13 protein-coding genes are annotated in these 17,159 nt (G+C 61.7%); 8 read left to right on the top strand and 5 right to left on the bottom strand.

Translation table 11 applies throughout. The features are described 5' to 3' along the window. Positions 1-11: 11 nt before the first annotated feature. Positions 12-1,979 (bottom strand): DUF2334 domain-containing protein, encoded by a 1,968-nt coding sequence (locus ACP26L_RS21550; protein WP_426446237.1) that lies wholly within the window; start codon positions 1,977-1,979, stop codon positions 12-14. Positions 1,980-2,196: 217 nt separating this feature from the next. On the opposite strand from ACP26L_RS21550, the gene ACP26L_RS21545 reads away from it, so the two are divergent. The 5 genes from ACP26L_RS21545 (at position 2,197) to ACP26L_RS21525 (ending at position 9,350) form a co-directional block, all read left to right on the top strand. Continuing rightward, a complete protein-coding gene (locus ACP26L_RS21545) occupies positions 2,197-4,560 on the top strand; it encodes an FtsX-like permease family protein (RefSeq protein WP_426446235.1) in 2,364 nt (787 codons plus the stop codon). 47 nt (positions 4,561-4,607) lie between these two features. Next, positions 4,608-5,861: a glycosyltransferase family 2 protein gene (locus ACP26L_RS21540; RefSeq protein WP_426446233.1), complete on the top strand. Its 1,254-nt coding sequence runs from the start codon at positions 4,608-4,610 to the stop codon at positions 5,859-5,861. Continuing rightward, positions 5,858-6,943: an ATP-binding cassette domain-containing protein gene (locus ACP26L_RS21535; RefSeq protein WP_426446231.1), complete on the top strand. Its 1,086-nt coding sequence runs from the start codon at positions 5,858-5,860 to the stop codon at positions 6,941-6,943. Before ACP26L_RS21540 ends, ACP26L_RS21535 begins: the two co-directional genes overlap by 4 nt. 62 nt (positions 6,944-7,005) lie before the next feature. Further along, positions 7,006-8,250, top strand: a complete 1,245-nt coding sequence (locus ACP26L_RS21530; protein ID WP_426446230.1) for an efflux RND transporter periplasmic adaptor subunit — start codon at positions 7,006-7,008, stop codon at positions 8,248-8,250. A 278-nt stretch (positions 8,251-8,528) separates the two neighbouring features. Beyond that, positions 8,529-9,350, top strand: a complete 822-nt coding sequence (locus ACP26L_RS21525; RefSeq protein ID WP_426446229.1) for a DUF6492 family protein — start codon at positions 8,529-8,531, stop codon at positions 9,348-9,350. A gap of 193 nt (positions 9,351-9,543) precedes the next feature. On the opposite strand, the gene ACP26L_RS21520 is transcribed toward ACP26L_RS21525, so the two are convergent. Next, a complete protein-coding gene (locus ACP26L_RS21520) occupies positions 9,544-11,241 on the bottom strand; it encodes a M3 family oligoendopeptidase (RefSeq protein ID WP_426446228.1) in 1,698 nt (565 codons plus the stop codon). Between the two features lie 187 nt (positions 11,242-11,428). Between ACP26L_RS21520 and ACP26L_RS21515 the strand changes: the two genes are divergently transcribed. Both ACP26L_RS21515 and ACP26L_RS21510 read left to right on the top strand, forming a co-directional pair. Continuing rightward, positions 11,429-12,232 carry a helix-turn-helix domain-containing protein gene (locus ACP26L_RS21515; RefSeq protein ID WP_426446227.1) on the top strand — a complete coding sequence of 268 codons (804 nt, stop codon included), beginning with the start codon at positions 11,429-11,431 and terminating at the stop codon, positions 12,230-12,232. Positions 12,233-12,632: 400 nt separating this feature from the next. After that, entirely contained in the window at positions 12,633-13,349 is a 717-nt protein-coding gene (locus tag ACP26L_RS21510) for an MBL fold metallo-hydrolase (protein ID WP_426446226.1), read from the top strand. Positions 13,350-13,475: 126 nt separating this feature from the next. Here ACP26L_RS21510 and ACP26L_RS21505 read toward each other — a convergent pair whose 3' ends face one another. Genes ACP26L_RS21505 through ACP26L_RS21495 form a run of 3 tightly spaced genes read right to left on the bottom strand, consistent with a single transcriptional unit; the run spans position 13,476 to position 15,825 of the window. Beyond that, positions 13,476-15,134, bottom strand: coding sequence for a b(o/a)3-type cytochrome-c oxidase subunit 1 (locus ACP26L_RS21505; RefSeq protein WP_426446225.1), 1,659 nt, complete (start codon positions 15,132-15,134; stop codon positions 13,476-13,478). A gap of 48 nt (positions 15,135-15,182) precedes the next feature. Continuing rightward, entirely contained in the window at positions 15,183-15,662 is a 480-nt protein-coding gene (locus tag ACP26L_RS21500; RefSeq protein ID WP_426446224.1) for a cytochrome c oxidase subunit II, read from the bottom strand. A gap of 16 nt (positions 15,663-15,678) precedes the next feature. Beyond that, complete coding sequence (locus tag ACP26L_RS21495) at positions 15,679-15,825, bottom strand: cytochrome c oxidase subunit 2A (RefSeq protein ID WP_426446223.1); 147 nt, start codon at positions 15,823-15,825, stop codon at positions 15,679-15,681. A gap of 237 nt (positions 15,826-16,062) precedes the next feature. On the opposite strand from ACP26L_RS21495, the gene ypfJ reads away from it, so the two are divergent. Beyond that, a complete protein-coding gene (gene ypfJ / locus ACP26L_RS21490; RefSeq protein WP_426446222.1) occupies positions 16,063-16,932 on the top strand; it encodes a KPN_02809 family neutral zinc metallopeptidase in 870 nt (289 codons plus the stop codon). The last annotated feature ends 227 nt before the right edge of the window (positions 16,933-17,159 follow it).

Genomic DNA, 17,159 nt, shown 5'->3' with positions numbered 1-17,159 from the left:
TCATAACTGTCTTACTTCCGGGCCCCATCCTTCCCGGCCGGTGTCTCCTGATAAGACAGGGACAGATCCAGCACCTGGCGCCTCCCATCGTAAGAGACGAGATCCTCCTTCCCATTGCCGTCAAAATCAGCCGCAGCCCCCGTACGGCCGGCGCCCGATGCCCAAGGGCCGTATCCGTTCGGCATCGCGGCGAACCGGAAGTCCCCTTCATTGCGGTACACCTGCCAGGCTCCGGCTTCCGGTTCATACAACGTCAGGTCCGTGTCGCCATCCCCGTCGGCATCCATGCCCAGCAGCTCGCTTCCGCGGCTGGCGGCGGGAAGCGCAGCAAGGGAGACGGCAGGACCGAGGCTCCCTTGGCCGTCATCCGGGTACAGCAGCACGCCCGCTGCGGACCGGACGGCAATTCCAGCTCCGCCGCCTTCGCTGGGACGAACGGCGAGCCACTCGGCATCCTCCGGCAGGGGGAGCCCCGCCGTTTCTACCGGAGGTGAAGAACCCTCCCATACGCTTAACCGCCCTTGTCCGGAAGCGATGAAGAAGGGACCCCATCTGCCATCACGCTCCGGCCGTTTCGGATGATAGCTTATGACCTCCCGCAGTCCGGTGGGCAGCTGCGCATAGGGGGCTGCGGAAGAGAAGCCCTGCCCGCCGGAGCGGTATACCAGAACGGCGCCGTCCAGGCTGCGGTAATGCAGCAGATCCTGTCTGCCGTCTCCATCCGTGTCATCGAGCCACAGCCGGTCCCCATCCGCAAACGAGCCCTGGAGCCAAGCGCGCGGGGCGGGCTGCGTGTCGCTGCGCGGACCGGTGTAGCGGCCTTCAATGACCTCGACCCGCTCCCCTCGGACGATGACCGGATCGGCATGCCCGGCTCCCCGCACATCGCCGTACAGCACTTGTTTGGGCTTGTCCGCACCCGGAAGGGCTACCCGGTGAGCCGGGGTGAACGGTACCGCTTCGGCGAGGGAGAGCCAGCGGTACCCCTGCGCCCGAAGCCCGCTCACCAGCTTGTGCAGAGGAGACTCCCCCGGCTTGTAACGGTACAGGGGCAATCCGTCTTCTGCAGCTTGCGTCCCGTCCGGTGTCAGAACCGGCTCGAGATAAGGGAACTCCAGCATCGGGTGAAAGTACAGGGAAGCCAGGCCGCTGTAATCCTCGGACTGCTCGAGCAGCTGCTCCACCGTTCGTCCCTCATGGATGTATTTCAGAGGCGCGGGGACATAGACCGACCCCAGGGTTGGCTGCTCCCCGTACGTATTCTCCGATTCGTACACCTGACTGTCCCGCAGGGACCGGAGAGAGAAGAAGTCGGGCTCGTACAGCAGCCCTATTCTGGAGCGGAACACTTCCTCCTGCGCGCGGGTGTCCTGGTAGTGGGGGGATTCCCAGAAGCGCGGGAGCAGCCCGGCAGCTTCGAACGCCCTCAGGCTGCTGTCGATGCGGGCCTCGGCGTACGACGGTTCGTCCGACTCCGGAGCGCCTTCGACCTTGAACTCGCGGCCGATCCCGGTGGTTTGCCCGCCGTCGCCCCGGGGGACGGTACCGTACTGGTGGGAGTAGCCGTGCATGCCGAGGGCCGCGCCATCCCGCTGCGCGGACTGCAGCACCTGAACGAATTGGTGCAGGTAAGGCTCCGCGCCTTCCCGGCCGATCTCCTTGTCGTAGAGGGAGCCGTCGCCCTGGACGGCGATCCAGTGGGGAATGACGGCGATGCTGAATGGGACGTGCTGCGCTTTCAATTCCTGAAGCACGGCCCGCAGTCTGCCGAGATCTTCCGCCCCGGCATAGGCGCCTCCGGGCCCCACGTCTTCCAGACGAAGGAGCGCCTGCTTTTTTCCGATATGGGACATTGGCGTACTGCCATACAGACTGCCTGCTGCGATGCCGGCCGAGAGGAGCAGCAGAGCTGCTGCCAAGAAGAAGGGATGATGTTTACTGAGCTGAGTACGAACACGTGCCACTAGATGTTCCTCCATGCGGGCTTCGCCTCCGAAGGCCCCGATTTCGATCTTGATGCTCCCTATAGTAGCAGAAGGGACGTAGAGTTTGTTGTTTTTTGTGGAAAAAGATCGAATTCCCTTTATAATAGAATCGTTCGAATAGAATAGAATCGTTCGAAAGGTTTATATCACGGTGATCTACAGGGAGGGAAGGGACCTGCTATCGATACGCTGGCGGAAGGTATGGCGGGACTTGTGGCTGCACAAAGCCCGGACGCTGCTTGTGGTCCTGTCCGTTGCTCTCGGGGTCGCCGGCATGGGCATGATCGGCCGGTCGAAGCTCATCCTTCTGCAGGGCATGAATGACAGCTATGAAGACTCGAGCCCTTCCCATATGACCTTCCTTACCGAATCATTCGACAGGGAGCTCCTCGGAATGATCCGCAGAGAAGCCGGGGTGAAAGCCGCCGAAGCCAGGAGGAATTTGTATGGCCGCCTCCATCCGGACACCGGACTGGAAGGGGAGCCGGCCGGGACGGGCTGGACCGAGCTGCAGCTTTTTGCTTCGGACGATTTCCCGGGGCTGCGTATGGAACGGGTATATCCGGTGCAGGGCCTGTGGCCTCCGCCGGAAGGCGAAATCGTACTGGAGCGTTCGGCGATGGAGGTGGCGGGACTTCATACCGGTGAGCGCGTGTGGGTGGATTTTGGCGGGGGAACGATACATAGGCTCCGAATCGCGGGAGCCGTCAGGGACCCGATCCGGGATACGGCCGCCGTTGCGGGCCGCGCTTACGGCTATGTGGCAGCGGACACCTTAAGGGACCTGGGCCTGTCAGGCAGCTATAATCTGCTGTCCCTAAAGGTGGACAGGGAAGAGCACAGCATTCGGCATCTGAACGATACGGCTGTTCGGATCAGGGACGTGCTCCAGCGGCATGGTGTGAATGTGCTGTCCCTTGACATCCCCCCTCCGGGCAGGCACTGGGCCTATGACCTGGTGGCGTCGATGGGACTCATTCTGCAGGGCTTCGGCGGGCTGGTGCTGCTGCTCGGTACCACGCTCATCGTGAATACGGTGTCGGCGACGACCCTTGGACAGCTGAGGCAGATCGGCGTGATGAAGGTCATGGGGGCGGATACGATGGCGCTCCTGCGCATGTATCTTGGCAGCATGGCGCTCATCGGCATCCTCGCGCTGCTGGCGGGCATCCCCCTGGGCTGGGGCGCCTCAATGATCATTACAGACCATGCGGTGCGTCTGATGGGCTTCGAACAGACGCCCGGTATGCCGCTCGAGGTTCTGCTGCAGCAGGCGGCCGTCGGGCTGCTCCTGCCGCTGCTGGCCGCAGCCGCACCCGTCCTCTGGGCGGTCCGGCTGCCGGAGCGCAGCGCCATCGGGGGGACAACCGCGGGCACCAGCCCCGGCCGGTCAGGGACACGTTGGGTGTGGGACGGTCTGCCGTTTCTCTCCCGCCCGCTGCTGCTTTCGCTTCGCGGCACCTTCCGCCGGAAGGGAAGGCTTGCCCTTACGGTCCTGACACTCGGGATCGGCGGTGCTGCGGTCCTCTCGGTGTTCAGCGTCCGGGCGTCGTTGGAGCGGACGCTGGAGGATGCGGCGGGCTTCACGAATTATGACGCCCGCATCAGCTTTAGCAGCGTCCAGCCGGGAGAGGAAGCGGAGCGGCTGGCTCTTGGCACACCGGGCGTCCGGGAGGCGGAGAGCTGGTACAGCCGCATGGCGGTAAGACAGCGGCCGGATGGAACGCGCAGCCAGGACCTGTCTCTCTACGCGGTGCCGCCCGGCAGCCCGTTCTTGATTCCGCACATGTCGGCAGGACGCTGGCTGGGCAGCGGAGGGGAGGACGACATCGTCCTGAACTCCTATCTGCTGCGCAGGGAGACGGACGTGCGGATCGGCAGCCAAATCCGGCTGGAGGTCGGGGGGCAGGTGAAGAGCTGGCGTGTCGTCGGCTTCGCCGCCGCCCCCGCTGAGGTGGATGCCTATGTGAGCTACGGGCCGTTCACCTCCTGGCTTGGCGCGGACGGACGGGCCGGGATGCTCCAGCTTCGTACGGAAGCCGGGGATCGGGATGCAGCCGCCCAAGCGGCGGCCGAGGTGAAAACGCGGCTGAGTGCGGCGGGGATGAAGGTGAATGCGCCCTCCTTGACGGCCGACGTCCGGGAAGCGGAGCGGTCGCGTTACGGGATTGTGACCGTGTTTTTATCGATGATGGCCCTGATGCTGGTGCTCGTGGCCGGGCTCGGCCTGACGGGAACCCTTTCCCTGAGCACCTTGGAGAGGACCAGGGAATTCGGCATTATGCGGAGCATCGGGGCATCGGACGGAGCGGTCCGGAGGATGGTTGCCGGGGAAGGGCTGGTGATCGGGGGGCTGGGTTTTGCCGTCTCGGCTGTGCTGGGGCCGCCGGTTAGCAGGAGGATCAGCGACGGGGTCGGCAGGGCCCTTTTTGAAGCTCCGCTGCATTATGTGTTTCCACTGGAAGGGGTAGTGTACTGGCTGTGCGCCGTACTGGTCCTCTCCTGGCTGGCGGGCGTCTGGCCGGCTTGGAAGGCATCCCGGCTCCCCGTCAAGGATGTCCTGAATTACGAATAGAAGAATCGATGAATCGTACCATAGATCCGGATCAGTCATAAGGTGGGTTGACAGCTATGAGTCAGTTGTTGGATGTGGTGTTTACTGTCCTGCAGATCATCGTGGGCGGCATCGGAGTGTATCAGGTGCTGCTGGGATGTGCGGGCATTGTAAGAAAAAAGGAAGAGCGGCGCCACGCCGTGCACAAGTCTTTTGCGGTGCTGGTGGCCGCCCATAACGAAGAAGCGGTCGTTGGCGCGCTGCTCCAGAATCTGGGCGGGCTCGACTACCCCAAAGAGCTCTATGAGGTATTCGTCATCTGCGATAACTGTACCGACCGCACGGCCGAGATCGCCAGGGCGCACGGCGTGCATGCCATGGTGAGAACCGCGCCGGACCGGCGGGGCAAAGGCCACGCGATCGAGTGGATGCTCGAAGAGCTGTGGGCGTACGGACGGCCGTTTGACGGCGTCGTGATCCTGGATGCGGATAACCTCGTGAGCCCGAATTTTTTGCTCGAAATGAATGAGAAGCTATCCAGGGGAGAGCGCGTCATCCAGGCGTATCTCGAAACGAAAAATCCGTATGACTCCTGGGTTAGCCTCTCGTACGCACTGATGTATTGGTACATGAACCGGGTGTGGCAGCTGGCCAGGTATCAGCTGGGGCTTCCCAATGTGCTCGGCGGCACGGGGATCTGCATCGAGACGGCGCTGCTGCGTGAGATCGGCTGGGGTGCCCAGTCGCTGACGGAGGACGTCGAGTTCACGGCCCGCTGTGTGGAGAGGGGAATCTATCCTACCTGGGCGCACGAAGCGATAGTCTATGACGAGAAGCCAATTACATTGTGGAGTTCGATGCGCCAGCGTCTGCGGTGGATGCAGGGGCATGTCTTCTGCGCGAGACGCTACTTCTGGAGGCTGGTCATCCTGGCCTTTAAGCAGCGCAGCTGGGCTCGGCTGGATGCGGCGCTGTATCTGTTCCAGCCGTTCCGTTTTCTGCTCTATATCGTTTATATTTTTATGCTGTACGCGCAGGTGGCTACCTCCCTCATCGACCGGATGGGTGTGACCCGCCTGCTGCCCGATGCGTTCTGGACGACGGTCGGTCTGCTGCTGTTCCTGCAGACGCCCCTGGTGCTGTGGATCGAGCGAAAGTCCTGGAAAGCTTTCCTTGGGTATATCCCGTACCAGCTGTTCCTGCTGACCTGGATGCCGGTGACGGTGTGGGCCTTCTTCACGAGCAACAATCAGACGTGGAGCCATACGCAGCATACCCGGGCGATTACGATCGACGAGCTTCAGCACGAGGCGCGCCCATGATCGAGCTGCGCGGGGTGGTCAAGACGTTCATGAGCGGCGGCGGCCCCTTTCAGGCTCTGAAGGGCATTGACATGACGATCGGGGAAGGCGAGTTTACTGCGGTGATCGGCCGGTCGGGCTCCGGCAAATCGACCCTGCTCAGCATGATTACGGGCATCGACCGGCCGACCTCGGGGGAGGTGGTGGTCGCCGGCACCAGGCTGCATGAACTGCGCAGGCGGGAGTTTGCCTCCTGGCGGGGAAGGCAGGTCGGCATCGTGTTCCAGTTCTTCCAGCTGATGCCGGCGCTGACGCTGCTGGAAAATGTGATGCTGCCGATGGATTTCTGCCGGATGTATACGCCGAAGGAGCGGCGCAGCCGGGCCGAACGCCTGCTCGGCGAGGTTGGACTGGCCGAGCAGGCGCACCGGTTTCCCGCGTCCGTATCGGGGGGACAGCAGCAGCGCGCGGCGATTGCCCGCGCCCTGGCCAACGACCCGCCGCTGATCGTCGCGGACGAGCCGACCGGGAGTCTGGACTCCGTCACGGCCGATACGGTCTTCGGGCTGTTCGGGAAGCTGGCGGCCCAGGGCAAGACCGTGGTGCTCGTGACGCACGATCAGACCTTGTCGGCCCGGGTGAACCGGACGGTAGTCATGGCCGACGGCCAGATCGTCAGCGAGGGGGTGCTTCGTGCCTTCCCGAAGCTCGATCTCGAGCAGCTCACCCAGCTTCAAAGCCGCTTCCGCACGCTGCGCTTCGCTCCCGGATCGGTCATGATCCGCGAAGGCGATCCCGCGGACTGCGCCTATATCCTGATCTCCGGGGAGGCGGAAGTGGTGAAGCGCGGCGCGGAGGGAAGCGAGGCTGTCGCCGCCCGGCTCGGCCCGGGCCAGTACTTCGGGGAGATCGCTTTGGTGCTTGGCGGCCCCCGCACGGCAACGGTGCGTGCCGCCGGTAAGACGGAGACGGAAGTGCTCGCCCTGAGCGCCGATGCGTTCAGCGGGATGCTTCTGCATTCGGAGATGACCCGGCGGGAGATCGAAGAGCGGATCCGGCACCGGTTGGAGGAGCTGTCCGGCTTCCGGCCGGAGGGCTCATAATGCAGGGCGCATGACCGGCTGGCCTGCAGAAGCAAGACAATAGTGAGCAAAGGGGAACGCGCATGGGAAGGTTAGGGTGGCTGCTCGGATTGGCGGCGGCGGGACTCCTCGGAGGCAGCCTGGTGTATGTACAGGGGCGGGAGACGGAGGTCCGCACAGCGCCGGTCGTACAAGCGGATATGACCAGCTATATCGAGCTGACCGGGCGGGTACGGGCCAAGCGGGAGCAAACCGTCTTTGTGCCCGTCAGCGGCAGGATCGGCTCCCTGTCGGTGCAGGTTGGCGACCGGGTGGTGCAGGGACAGAGGCTGGCTGATCTCGATACCCGCGAGGCACAGAACCGCACGCTGGAGCTTGAGGCGCAGCTTGGGCAGCTGGACGCCGAGCGGGCGCAGCTGCAGGCCGTACCGCCGCCCGAGGAGATCGGCGGACTGGAAGAGGCGGTCCGGCAGGCGGACATTCGCAGCCAGGCGGCATTACGGGCGCTGAACAAGGCCCGCAACCGTTACGACAGCGGGGAGGCGGGCAGAGAAGAGGTCATTGCCAAAGAGGATGAATGGCGCCTCGCGGAATCCCAGCTCTCCTCGGCGAGAAGCGCGCTCCTCCTCAAGCAAAAAGGTCCCTCCGCCGAAGAGCTGGCACTGAACGGGACGAAGCGCCTGGAGGTCGAGCGGCAGATCGCCGCCCTGGAGGAAACCGTTCGCAGCGGTGTGCTGGAAGCGCCGATCGGCGGTACGGTCATCCGCCGTCCGGCGGCGGACGGCCAGTACCTTCCGGCGGGGGGCGAGCTCTTGACCGTTGCGGACCTGACCGGCGTGGAGATCGCTGCCCGGGTCAAGGAGACGCTCATGAAGGACATCCGGCTCGGGCAGGAAGCGGTACTTCGCCTGGACGCGCTTGGCGGCGGCAAGCTGGCGGCGCGCATTGTGAGGATCGATCCGGTGGCGACGGCCGAGCAGGGGCAGGACACGGCAGCCTACGTTAACGTGTACCTGGAGCCGGCTGCAGCCGCTGCAGGGCTTGTCCCGGGCTACCGGGTGGATGTCGACATGCTGGACCGCCAGGCGGCCGGAGCCCTGCAGGTGCCTTATGACGCGCTGTACCAGGATGCGGAGGGGAAGAGCTTCGTCTGGCGGGTGGAAGGGGGACGGGCGGTCCGGGTGCCGGTCCTCATCGGCATGAAGGACGAACAGGCCTTCGAGATCCGGGAAGGCCTGCACCCGGGCGAATCCGTGATCCTGAATCCGCCGGCCGGGCTGGAGGAGCACCAGCGGGTCCGGCCGGTGGCGGAGCAGGGGGGAGAATAGACCGCGCGCGGCGCGGTCTTTTTGCCGTGCCGCCATGTCTTCAGACTATGCTGTGACTAAGGCGGCGCCGACGATGGACGGGGTCATCATTTAGGGATAGGTAATCCGTTGTAAAAATCTTCAAGGTAAGTGTCCGCCCCTGGGGATGTCAGATCATGATGCCGCCCATTTATCGGTGCCGGAGCCGCTGATGTACCTTACCAACTCTCTCCCTATCTCATACTATATTTCAGTCTTCAACTTTGATCTGCAAGTAGAATCCGATAGGAGCTGAGAGGATGAGCAAGCGAGCAGTAAGGCGTTCGGGTGGCGGTCCGGCGATCGACGTCCTGATTCCCGCCATTGAGAAAGACCTGCACACCCTTCCGTATGTGATCGACAGCGTGCGCGCCTTTGTCCGGCATCCCATCGGCCGCATCTATATCGTGTCCCCGGACAGCAGGCGGATCCGCACGTTGTGTGCGAGGAAGAAATGCACCTTCGTGCTGGAGACCCGGCTGCTGCCGATCACGAAGAACCAGATTCACTACCGCTCCCGCACCTGGGAGCGCTCGGGATGGCTCTACCAGCAGCTGCTCAAGCTGAGCGGAGATAAGGTGTGCCGCCGCAGCTTCCTGGTCGTAGATGCCGACACGGTCTTTGTCCGGCCCCACCGCTTCCGGGTAGGGAGCAGGCCGGTGTTCTACTGCCGGAAGTGGAGCCAGCCGGAATACTTCCGGACGTATCGGAAGCTGATGGGCCGCAGGAAGACGGCACCGCAGTCTTTTGTCACGCATTACATGCTGTTCGAGCGTTCCAGGCTACGAGCGCTCAAGCGCACGATCGAGAAGCGTCACGGCCGGCCCTGGTACAAGGCGATTCTGAAGAGCATCAACCGGAGAAAACAGTTCGGCTTCTCGGAATTCGAAACGTACGGCAACTATGTCTATGCCCGCAGACCCGGGAAGAGTATTCTCCGCAGTGCGCGCAACAAGACGCTTTCGACTCATCCTTCTCAGTTGACGGGTTCCCGCGTACAGCGTCTGGCCCGGGCCTACCGGTCGGTTTCGTTCCACCAGCGGAGCGTCTACAAGCGCGGAGTCAAGGCACGCAGGGGATAGCGTCCCCGGCCCGCCGTCCGCCGGCGTACCTGCGGCAGGCTCAGCTTTCCGGAACCCGGAACGGGGGGGATGTTGACGCTGCAAGCAGAGAGCGGGTTTATAAAAAATCAAAGAGCAGGCAGGCCTTACAGCCTCCTGCTCTTTGGTATGCGCGGGGAAGAATTGCCCTTCAGTTGAAGGGCGCCCTTCCGTATTACAGCGCCGAGTCGTCCACGCCGTCCAGCCACGATTGAATGCGTCCGATCACGGAGGAGACCACCTGAGGGTCGAAGGGCGACCCCAGCCTCGCGTCCGCAACCAGCTCCGTGAAGGGCAGGCTGCCGCCCAGCTTGCACAGACGGTTATAGCTCCCCCAGGCTTCCGCCGGGCGCTCGGTGTGAAGCTGCCAGAACTGGAACGCACAGAGCTGGGCCAGCGTGTAATCGATATAGTAGAAGGGCGTATGGAAGATATGTCCCTGCTGCTGCCAGAAGCCGCCGCGTTCGAGATAGTCGTTGTCATCGTAGTCCCGGTGCGGCAGATACCTTCGCTCGATTTCCCTCCAAGCGCCCTTGCGTTCCCCGGGCTCCGCATCCGGATGGGCGTAGATCCAGTGCTGGAATTCGTCCACCGCGCAGCCGTACGGAATGAAGGTGAGTCCGCTCACCAGATTGGTATACCGGTATTTGTCCGCATCCTCCTGGAAAAAGAGTTCCATCCACGGGTAGGTGATGAACTCCATGCTCATCGAGTGGATCTCGGCGGCGTCCATGGTAGGCCAGTGATATTCGGGCACCTCCAGCCTGCCGCTGCAGTAGACCTGGTAAGCATGGCCCGCTTCATGGGTCAGTACGGAGATATCTCCGGCCGTGCCGTTGCAGTTCGCGTAGATGAACGGTGACCCGAAGTCCGTCAGATAGGTGCAGTAGCCCCCGGTCGCCTTGCCGGGGCGGCTGGTGAGGTCAAGCAGATTCCGCTCCGCCATGAAGCTGAAGAACGTACCGGTCTCCGGCGACAGCTCCCGGTACATCCGCTCCGCCTGCTTCACGAGCCAGGCCGGCTCACCCTTGGGTTTGGCGTTTCCGCCGGGAAAGAGGAAGCTCTCGTCGTAGAAATACAGACGGTCGGCGCCGATCCGCGACCGCTGGCGTTCCTTCAGCCGGCTAACCAGAGGAACGAGCGAGCGCAGCACGCCTTCCCGGAACCGGGCGACCATCGCTTCATCATAGTCCGTCCGGCCAAGACGGGCATAAGCAAGAGGCGTGAAGCTCTCGAACCCGAGCTTGCGGGCAAGCCCGGTGCGTACCTGTACGAGCTTGTCGAACAGGTCGTCGAAGCGGGCTTCATTGGCGCTGAAGAAGGAATAGCGGGCAGCGCTGGCTCTGCGTCTGACGTCACGGTCCGGCGACTGCAGGTACGGGCCCAGCTGCGGCAGCGGCAGCTCGCGCCCGTCGAAGGGGACGATAGCCGAAGCGACAAGCTGGGTATACTCGCTGACCAGCCTGTTCTCCGTCTGGAGATCTTCGACCACCTCGGGCCGGAATGTCTTCAGTGAAGTTTGTGCCAGAGCGAACAGCTGCCTGCCGAAGCGGGCTTCGAGCTCCGTGCGGAACGGGGAGGAGACCAGGGCTTCATAGAAGGGATTCACGAGCTTTTGGAAGGCGGGCCGCGCCTCGTCGATAAAGTCCTGCTCCGCCTTGTAGAAGTCATCCCGCGTGTCGGCCGTATGCCGGATATAAGCCAGATTGGAAGCCGTTTCGAACGAGGAGCGAAGACGGTTTATGTCCGCCAGCAGCGCTTCCTGCTCTTGCGGGGTTCCGGCTAGCCGGAACTTCTCCAACAGGCTCCCGAACTCCTTTTCCATCAAGTCCAGATCCGGCCTGCGATATGGGTACTCGGCAAATTTCATCATGGGCATCATCCTATCCGTGGATTGGCTGTCCCTTAAATTATACAACAATTGGAAAGTATGATGACGGAAATTTTTGGGGTTTCCGTGTTAAGAAATATATGGTAATATGAAAATAATATGCGAACTTTTGTTCTGATTGTGAGTCTGAGAGTTTCGTCCCATTTTTATTCCGAGGAGGGATGGAAGGATGTCGGTCCACTGTTCCGAAATCGATGAGGTCATTTCCTTTATCCATCAGCACATGGATGAGCCGCTGCCCCTGGAGAGGCTGGCGAAGGTCGCAGCATACAGTCCATATCACTTCACCCGGCTGTTCAAAGAGAAGACAGGGCTGCCGCCCTTATATTACGTATCGTCACTCAGGCTTCAGAAGGCCAAGGATCTGCTGCTGCGCACGGGCTGGAGCGTGCGCGACATCGGGCTGGAGATCGGCCAGCAGAGTCTCGGGACCTTTACGACCCGTTTCACCGAGCGGGTAGGCATGACGCCTTCCGAATTCCGGAATTCGGTGCAGCAGACGGACAACCATCTGCAGGCACTGCGGACGCTCCAGGATTGGCGTTCACCGAGTTCGGCCCCTTCCGCCTTCGACTGCATAGAAGGGACGGTCCAGGCAGAGGTGCCGTTCGAAGGGGTCATTCTCATCGGCCTGTTCGCGAAGCCTATTCCCGAGGGGATTCCGCTGTACGGAACCCTGCTGTCCTCCCTGGGCGGCTTTTGTTTTACAGGGGTGAAGCCCGGGACTTACTACCTCATGGCCACCTCCGTATCCTGGAGCATGCAGGCCATGGATGTGCTGCTGCCGCAGGCTACCCTGCGAACCCGGGCGAAGACGCCGATCTGTGTCTCGCCTTTCACCCGGGTTCCCCATCAGGAGGTTCATCTATATCCGCCGCGTTTGGACGATCCGCCCATCCTGATCTCCCTGCCTCTCCTCATGAACCGGTTCCTTCACGGGATGCTTCAAGCCTCCGCCAAGAAGGGACGATAGTCAGGGCAGCCGGTCCTCTTTTTCAGGGAAATGATATACTACATACATGAACAGAAAGAATACAAAAAAGACATATTTCAGGCAGCGCTTTCAACCCGAGGAAGCGGCAGGGAAAATGAACCGAAACCAACCCGGCCACTCCCGAACCGAGGTAGGAGAGGAAGAATCGGACATGGCTCGCGGCAAGGAGAGACGGACAGCGGGGTGACGGAGCAGGTGCGGGGGCCTGCTGGGCGATTACCTGAGCACCTGCAGCGGCCAGTACGATACGTTTAACCTTCAACCTGTGCAAGGAGGACAATGCGGCGCACAAGGCTGGGCTCGATAACGGAAGGGGTCACTGATCACCTTGCCGCCGGTGAGGACGCGGCGTATGGCCGGAAGAAAGGAGCGATACATAGTGGTTCTATCTCAGCAGGAAGCAAAAACGGACGTCTTCTATGCCGGCTATGAGGTGGTTCCCTTAAGGGTCACCTGGCGGCATTATATCAATTACAGTTATTTGATCGTCGACCGGGCGTCCCGGCAGGCAGCGGTGGTGGATCCGGCCTGGGAGCTCGATACGATTGTGTCGGAGGTGGAGCGGCAGGGAGCCGTCCTGACCTCGATCCTGCTGACGCATGCCCATCACGATCACGTCAATCTCGTGGAGGCCCTGTGCAGCCGGTATACCGGTCTTGCGGTCTATATGATGAGCCGGGAATGCGACTTCTACGGGTTCAGCGCGCCGGGGCTGCACAGGCTGGGGGACTCAGATACCCTGCTGATCGGGGCAACGCCCGTCCGCTGCTACCTGACGCCCGGGCATACGGCTGGAGGGGCCTGCTATCTGCTGCCGGACAGCCTGTTCAGCGGCGATACGATCTTCATCGAAGGCTGCGGGATGTGTGCAGGGGCCGGTAGCGACCCGCATGAGCTGTATCACAGCGTGAAGCGGATGCAGCGGCTTGTCCCGGATGAGGTAAGGGTGTATCCCGGGCATTCCTACGGGGCGAAGCCCGGCCAGACCATGCGCTATCTGAGAGAGAACAACATCTATTTCCAGATCGAGTCGCAGGAGCATTTTGTCGGCTTTCGAATGCGCAAGAACCAGTCGAATCTGCTCAATTTCCAATAGGGAAGCCGCGTCAGCGGCCGAAACCACGCATGCAGGGATTGCGGCAGCACACAATTCCATAGCACGGAAAAGGACCCGATGGCTCGGGTCCTTTGTGCCGCTTGCTCGCATACGCCGCGTATGATGCTACCAAGTGCGCATCGGCGGGGCGCCGGGGGGAGCGTGCTGAATCATGTGGGCGACGGGGATCGTGTAGGCGAACAGGATCAGCAGGATGGAGACCCCGATCCATACCGACCAGCGCTCCAGGATGGCCGGCGTGCCCTGTGCCGCTTCCTGCACTACGCCGAGCGGGTAGTCGGCAGCCTGCTTCGCGGCAGGCGCGAACTTCCACAGATAGACCACGATGAAGAGGTAGAGCAGGACGCCGACAAAGAGAATTCCGCTCCCGATTCCGATCAGTGTCCGGTAAGGCGCCCAGGTGTTGACGATCGGATGATCCATGTAGGTCGTATACGCGATCCTGCGCGGCTCCCCCAGCACACCGACGATATGCATGCTCACGGACATGAAGAGCATGCCGATGCCCCAGACCACGGCCTGGATGATGCCGAGCCGGTTGGCAAAGGGCGTAAGCTCCCGGCCGGTGAGGAGGGGAACGAGCCAATACGAGATCGCAAAGAAGGTAAGTGCCACGGTGGAGGCCACCGTCAGGTGAAAATGCCCGGTAATCCACAGCGTGTTATGTACCACCTGATCCAGCTGGTAGCTCGCATTGATGATCCCTCCGGCGCCGGCGGGGATGAAGATGACCATCCCGAGGAAGGCGGCGAAGAAGCGGACATCCTTCCAGGGCAGCTTGCCGAGCCATCCGAACAGCCCGGTGGCCCCCTGCTCCCTTCCTGCAAGCTCGAAGGTCGCCAGCATGGAGAAGGCGGTCATCAGCGAAGGGATGACGACGATCATCGTCAGCGCGACCTGCACGAACTTCCAGAAGGAGCTGATCCCCGGCTCCAGCAGCTGATGGTGGAAGCCGACCGGAATCGAATACAGGATGAACAGGATGAACGTCAGACGGGGCAGCGAATTGCTGAAGATTTTTCCCCGGACGATATGCGGAATATTGACGTACCAGTAGATGTAAGCCGGCAGCAGCCAGAAGTACACCAGCGGGTGACCGAAGTACCAGAACAGCGTCCGGCTGAGCTCCACATTGATGGTCGGCACAAGACCGAGGGACCAGGGAATGAGCTGAAATACGACTTCGGCCGCGACCCCGAGCGAGCAGATGTCCCACAGGACCATCGTGGCGATGGCCATGTAGGCGAACAGCGGGGAGACCTGTCCCGGATGCTCCCTCCGCCACCGGGTGAAGCAGAGGAACACGGCCGCACTGCTCAGCCAGCTGCCCACCACGACCAGGGCCAGTCCGATATAGAAGAACGGAGAAGCGGCCATGGGCGCATAGAAGGTATACAGCACCGAGGCATCATTGCTGAGTATGGCGTACGTGCCGAGCGCGGTGCCGATCACCATAAGCCAGAAGCCGATCCAGGCGGCCTTGCGGGACGCGGGAGTCATGGTCCCGCCGAGGGTGCGGGAGACGCCGGAATACAGGAACCCGACGATGAAGAAGGTGGTAAAGATCAGCGCCATCATCACGCCGTGCGCCGTCAGCAGCTGATAATAGCCGATCGGCGAGGGCAGCGTGATGAACCCGGTACGCTGCAGTCCCTGCAGCAGACCGGCGATGGCGCCGATGAACAAGGCCAGGAAGGCGATGCCCAGATGGACCAGAATCAGACTCCGGTCCTTGCGGTCGAACAAAAACGGCTTGGTTTCCATTGCATCCCCTCCTTAAGATGTGATGGGTTCCCATAAGCAGGACTGCGGCTAAGTCACATGGAGCCTGCCCATCATGAGGTGATGCCCCATGCCGCAGTACTCATTGCACAGCAGGGGATAATCGCCGCTTTGCTTGAAGGTGTACGTGAACTCCGTTACGTGTCCCGGCACGATCATCATATTCACGTTCGTACCGGGAATCAGGAGGCCGTGGACCACATCGGGACTCGTGATGTGAAAGTGGATCTTGGAGCCGGCTGGAACCTGGATTTCTCCGGGGTTGAAGGCGAAGATCTGGCCGACCATGAACAAATCATACTCTCCCGGCGCCCTCTGCTGAAGTGCCGGTTTATTGAAGGGCGGGGTCGCCGCAACCTCCGCCGGGGCGATGGTCTGCATATGGCCGGGAGCATCCAGCCCCATCCCAAAAGCCATCACGCCGAGGATGACCAGGAATACGACCAGGGATGCGGCGCCGATGGTGAGCCAGATTTTCTCATACCGGGGCATGTGGTGGCGATGCTCCATGATGCTCCCTCCTCTCTTAGGCTTGGCGCAGATAAATGGCAAAGAAGATCAGCCACAGGACCAGACAGAAGGCGCCGATGAACAGGACCGATACGAACGTGCCTCTCAGCGTCTCCCGGGGATCCGTGCTGTCATTACCGGCATTCTGATTGTTCTGAGACATGACGAACCGCCCCCTTTCCGGATGCTTCAGGCTCTTGCCGCCTGTTTGCGCCTTATGATTCACCGGGCCTGTACCAATTATTCCCTGAGTTCAGGATCTTCAAGGGAAGAATTCAGTCTGCACTCCTGCAATCGCTTCCAAATCCTGCCTGGTGTCAACCCTGTCCATTTCGGGGTAAACACACATAACACGAATAACCTGGCAACCCACCAAGACCTAGACAAGGGAGGAACAAGCATGCAGTGGAAAGGCAGACAGGGCAGCGGCAACATAGAAGACCGCAGAGGCATGGGCGGCATGGGAGGCGGCAGGCTGGTCGGCGGCGGGATCGGCGGGATTATTCTCGTGATCATCGTGACGCTGCTCGGCGGAGGCGGACCCGGGGATATCATGAGCGCCATTACAGGCGGAGGGGGAACCGGTTCGACCGTGGTCTACCAGGAGTCGGCACAGGATAAGGAGCTCGCGGAGTTCGTATCGGTAGTGCTGGCCGACACGGAGAACATCTGGCACGAGAAATTCCGTCAGGAAGGGCTGGATTACAAGGAGCCGACGCTGGTGCTCTACTCGGGCAGCGTCGAGTCGGCCTGCGGGGTGTCCGGCGCTTCGGCCGGTCCGTTCTACTGCCCGGGGGACCAGAAGCTGTACATTGACCTGAGCTTCTATGATGAGCTGCAGCAGAAATTCCAGGCGCCGGGGGATTTTGCGATGGCCTATGTCATCGCCCACGAGGTGGGCCACCATGTGCAGACTCTCCTCGGTACGACGAACAAGGTCATGCCGCTGAGAGGGCAGCTCAGCGAGGCGCAGTTCAACCAGTACCTGGTCCGCTTCGAGCTTCAGGCTGATTATTATGCGGGCGTCTGGGCACGCGGTGCGCAGGGACAGCAGCTGCTCGAGGAGGGGGATCTCGAGGAAGCCCTGACGGCCGCGAGTGCCGTAGGGGACGACACGCTCCAGAAGAAAGCGCAGGGCTACGTGGTGCCGGAGAGCTTCACCCACGGCACGTCGGCCCAACGGAAGCAGGCGTTCTACGAAGGGTTCGAGTCCGGCCGGCTCGGAGGAATGGACCCGATGGCCGCAGGCAGTGCAGCCAGCGGATGGTAAGGAACGCGGAAGAAGTGATGCAGGGAGGGAACCGTCTAGCGTTCTCTCCTTTTTTTGGTTGTTTATTGAAGTTTCTGATCGATCAGAGCGGTCAGCTGTAACGGGAGGTACGAAACAACGACGGAACCCGTTGGGATAGAGCCCCTACTTCAGGCATTGCTTTTAAGTAAATGATCTCTTTCTTGCAGGTTGATGAGAGCGGCACTTCTGGAAGGAGACGGGAGGCA

Source organism: Paenibacillus sp. S-38, from assembly GCF_049942825.1.
Lineage (GTDB): Bacteria > Bacillota > Bacilli > Paenibacillales > NBRC-103111 > Paenibacillus_G.
This window is presented reverse-complemented; position numbering and strand designations above follow the sequence as displayed.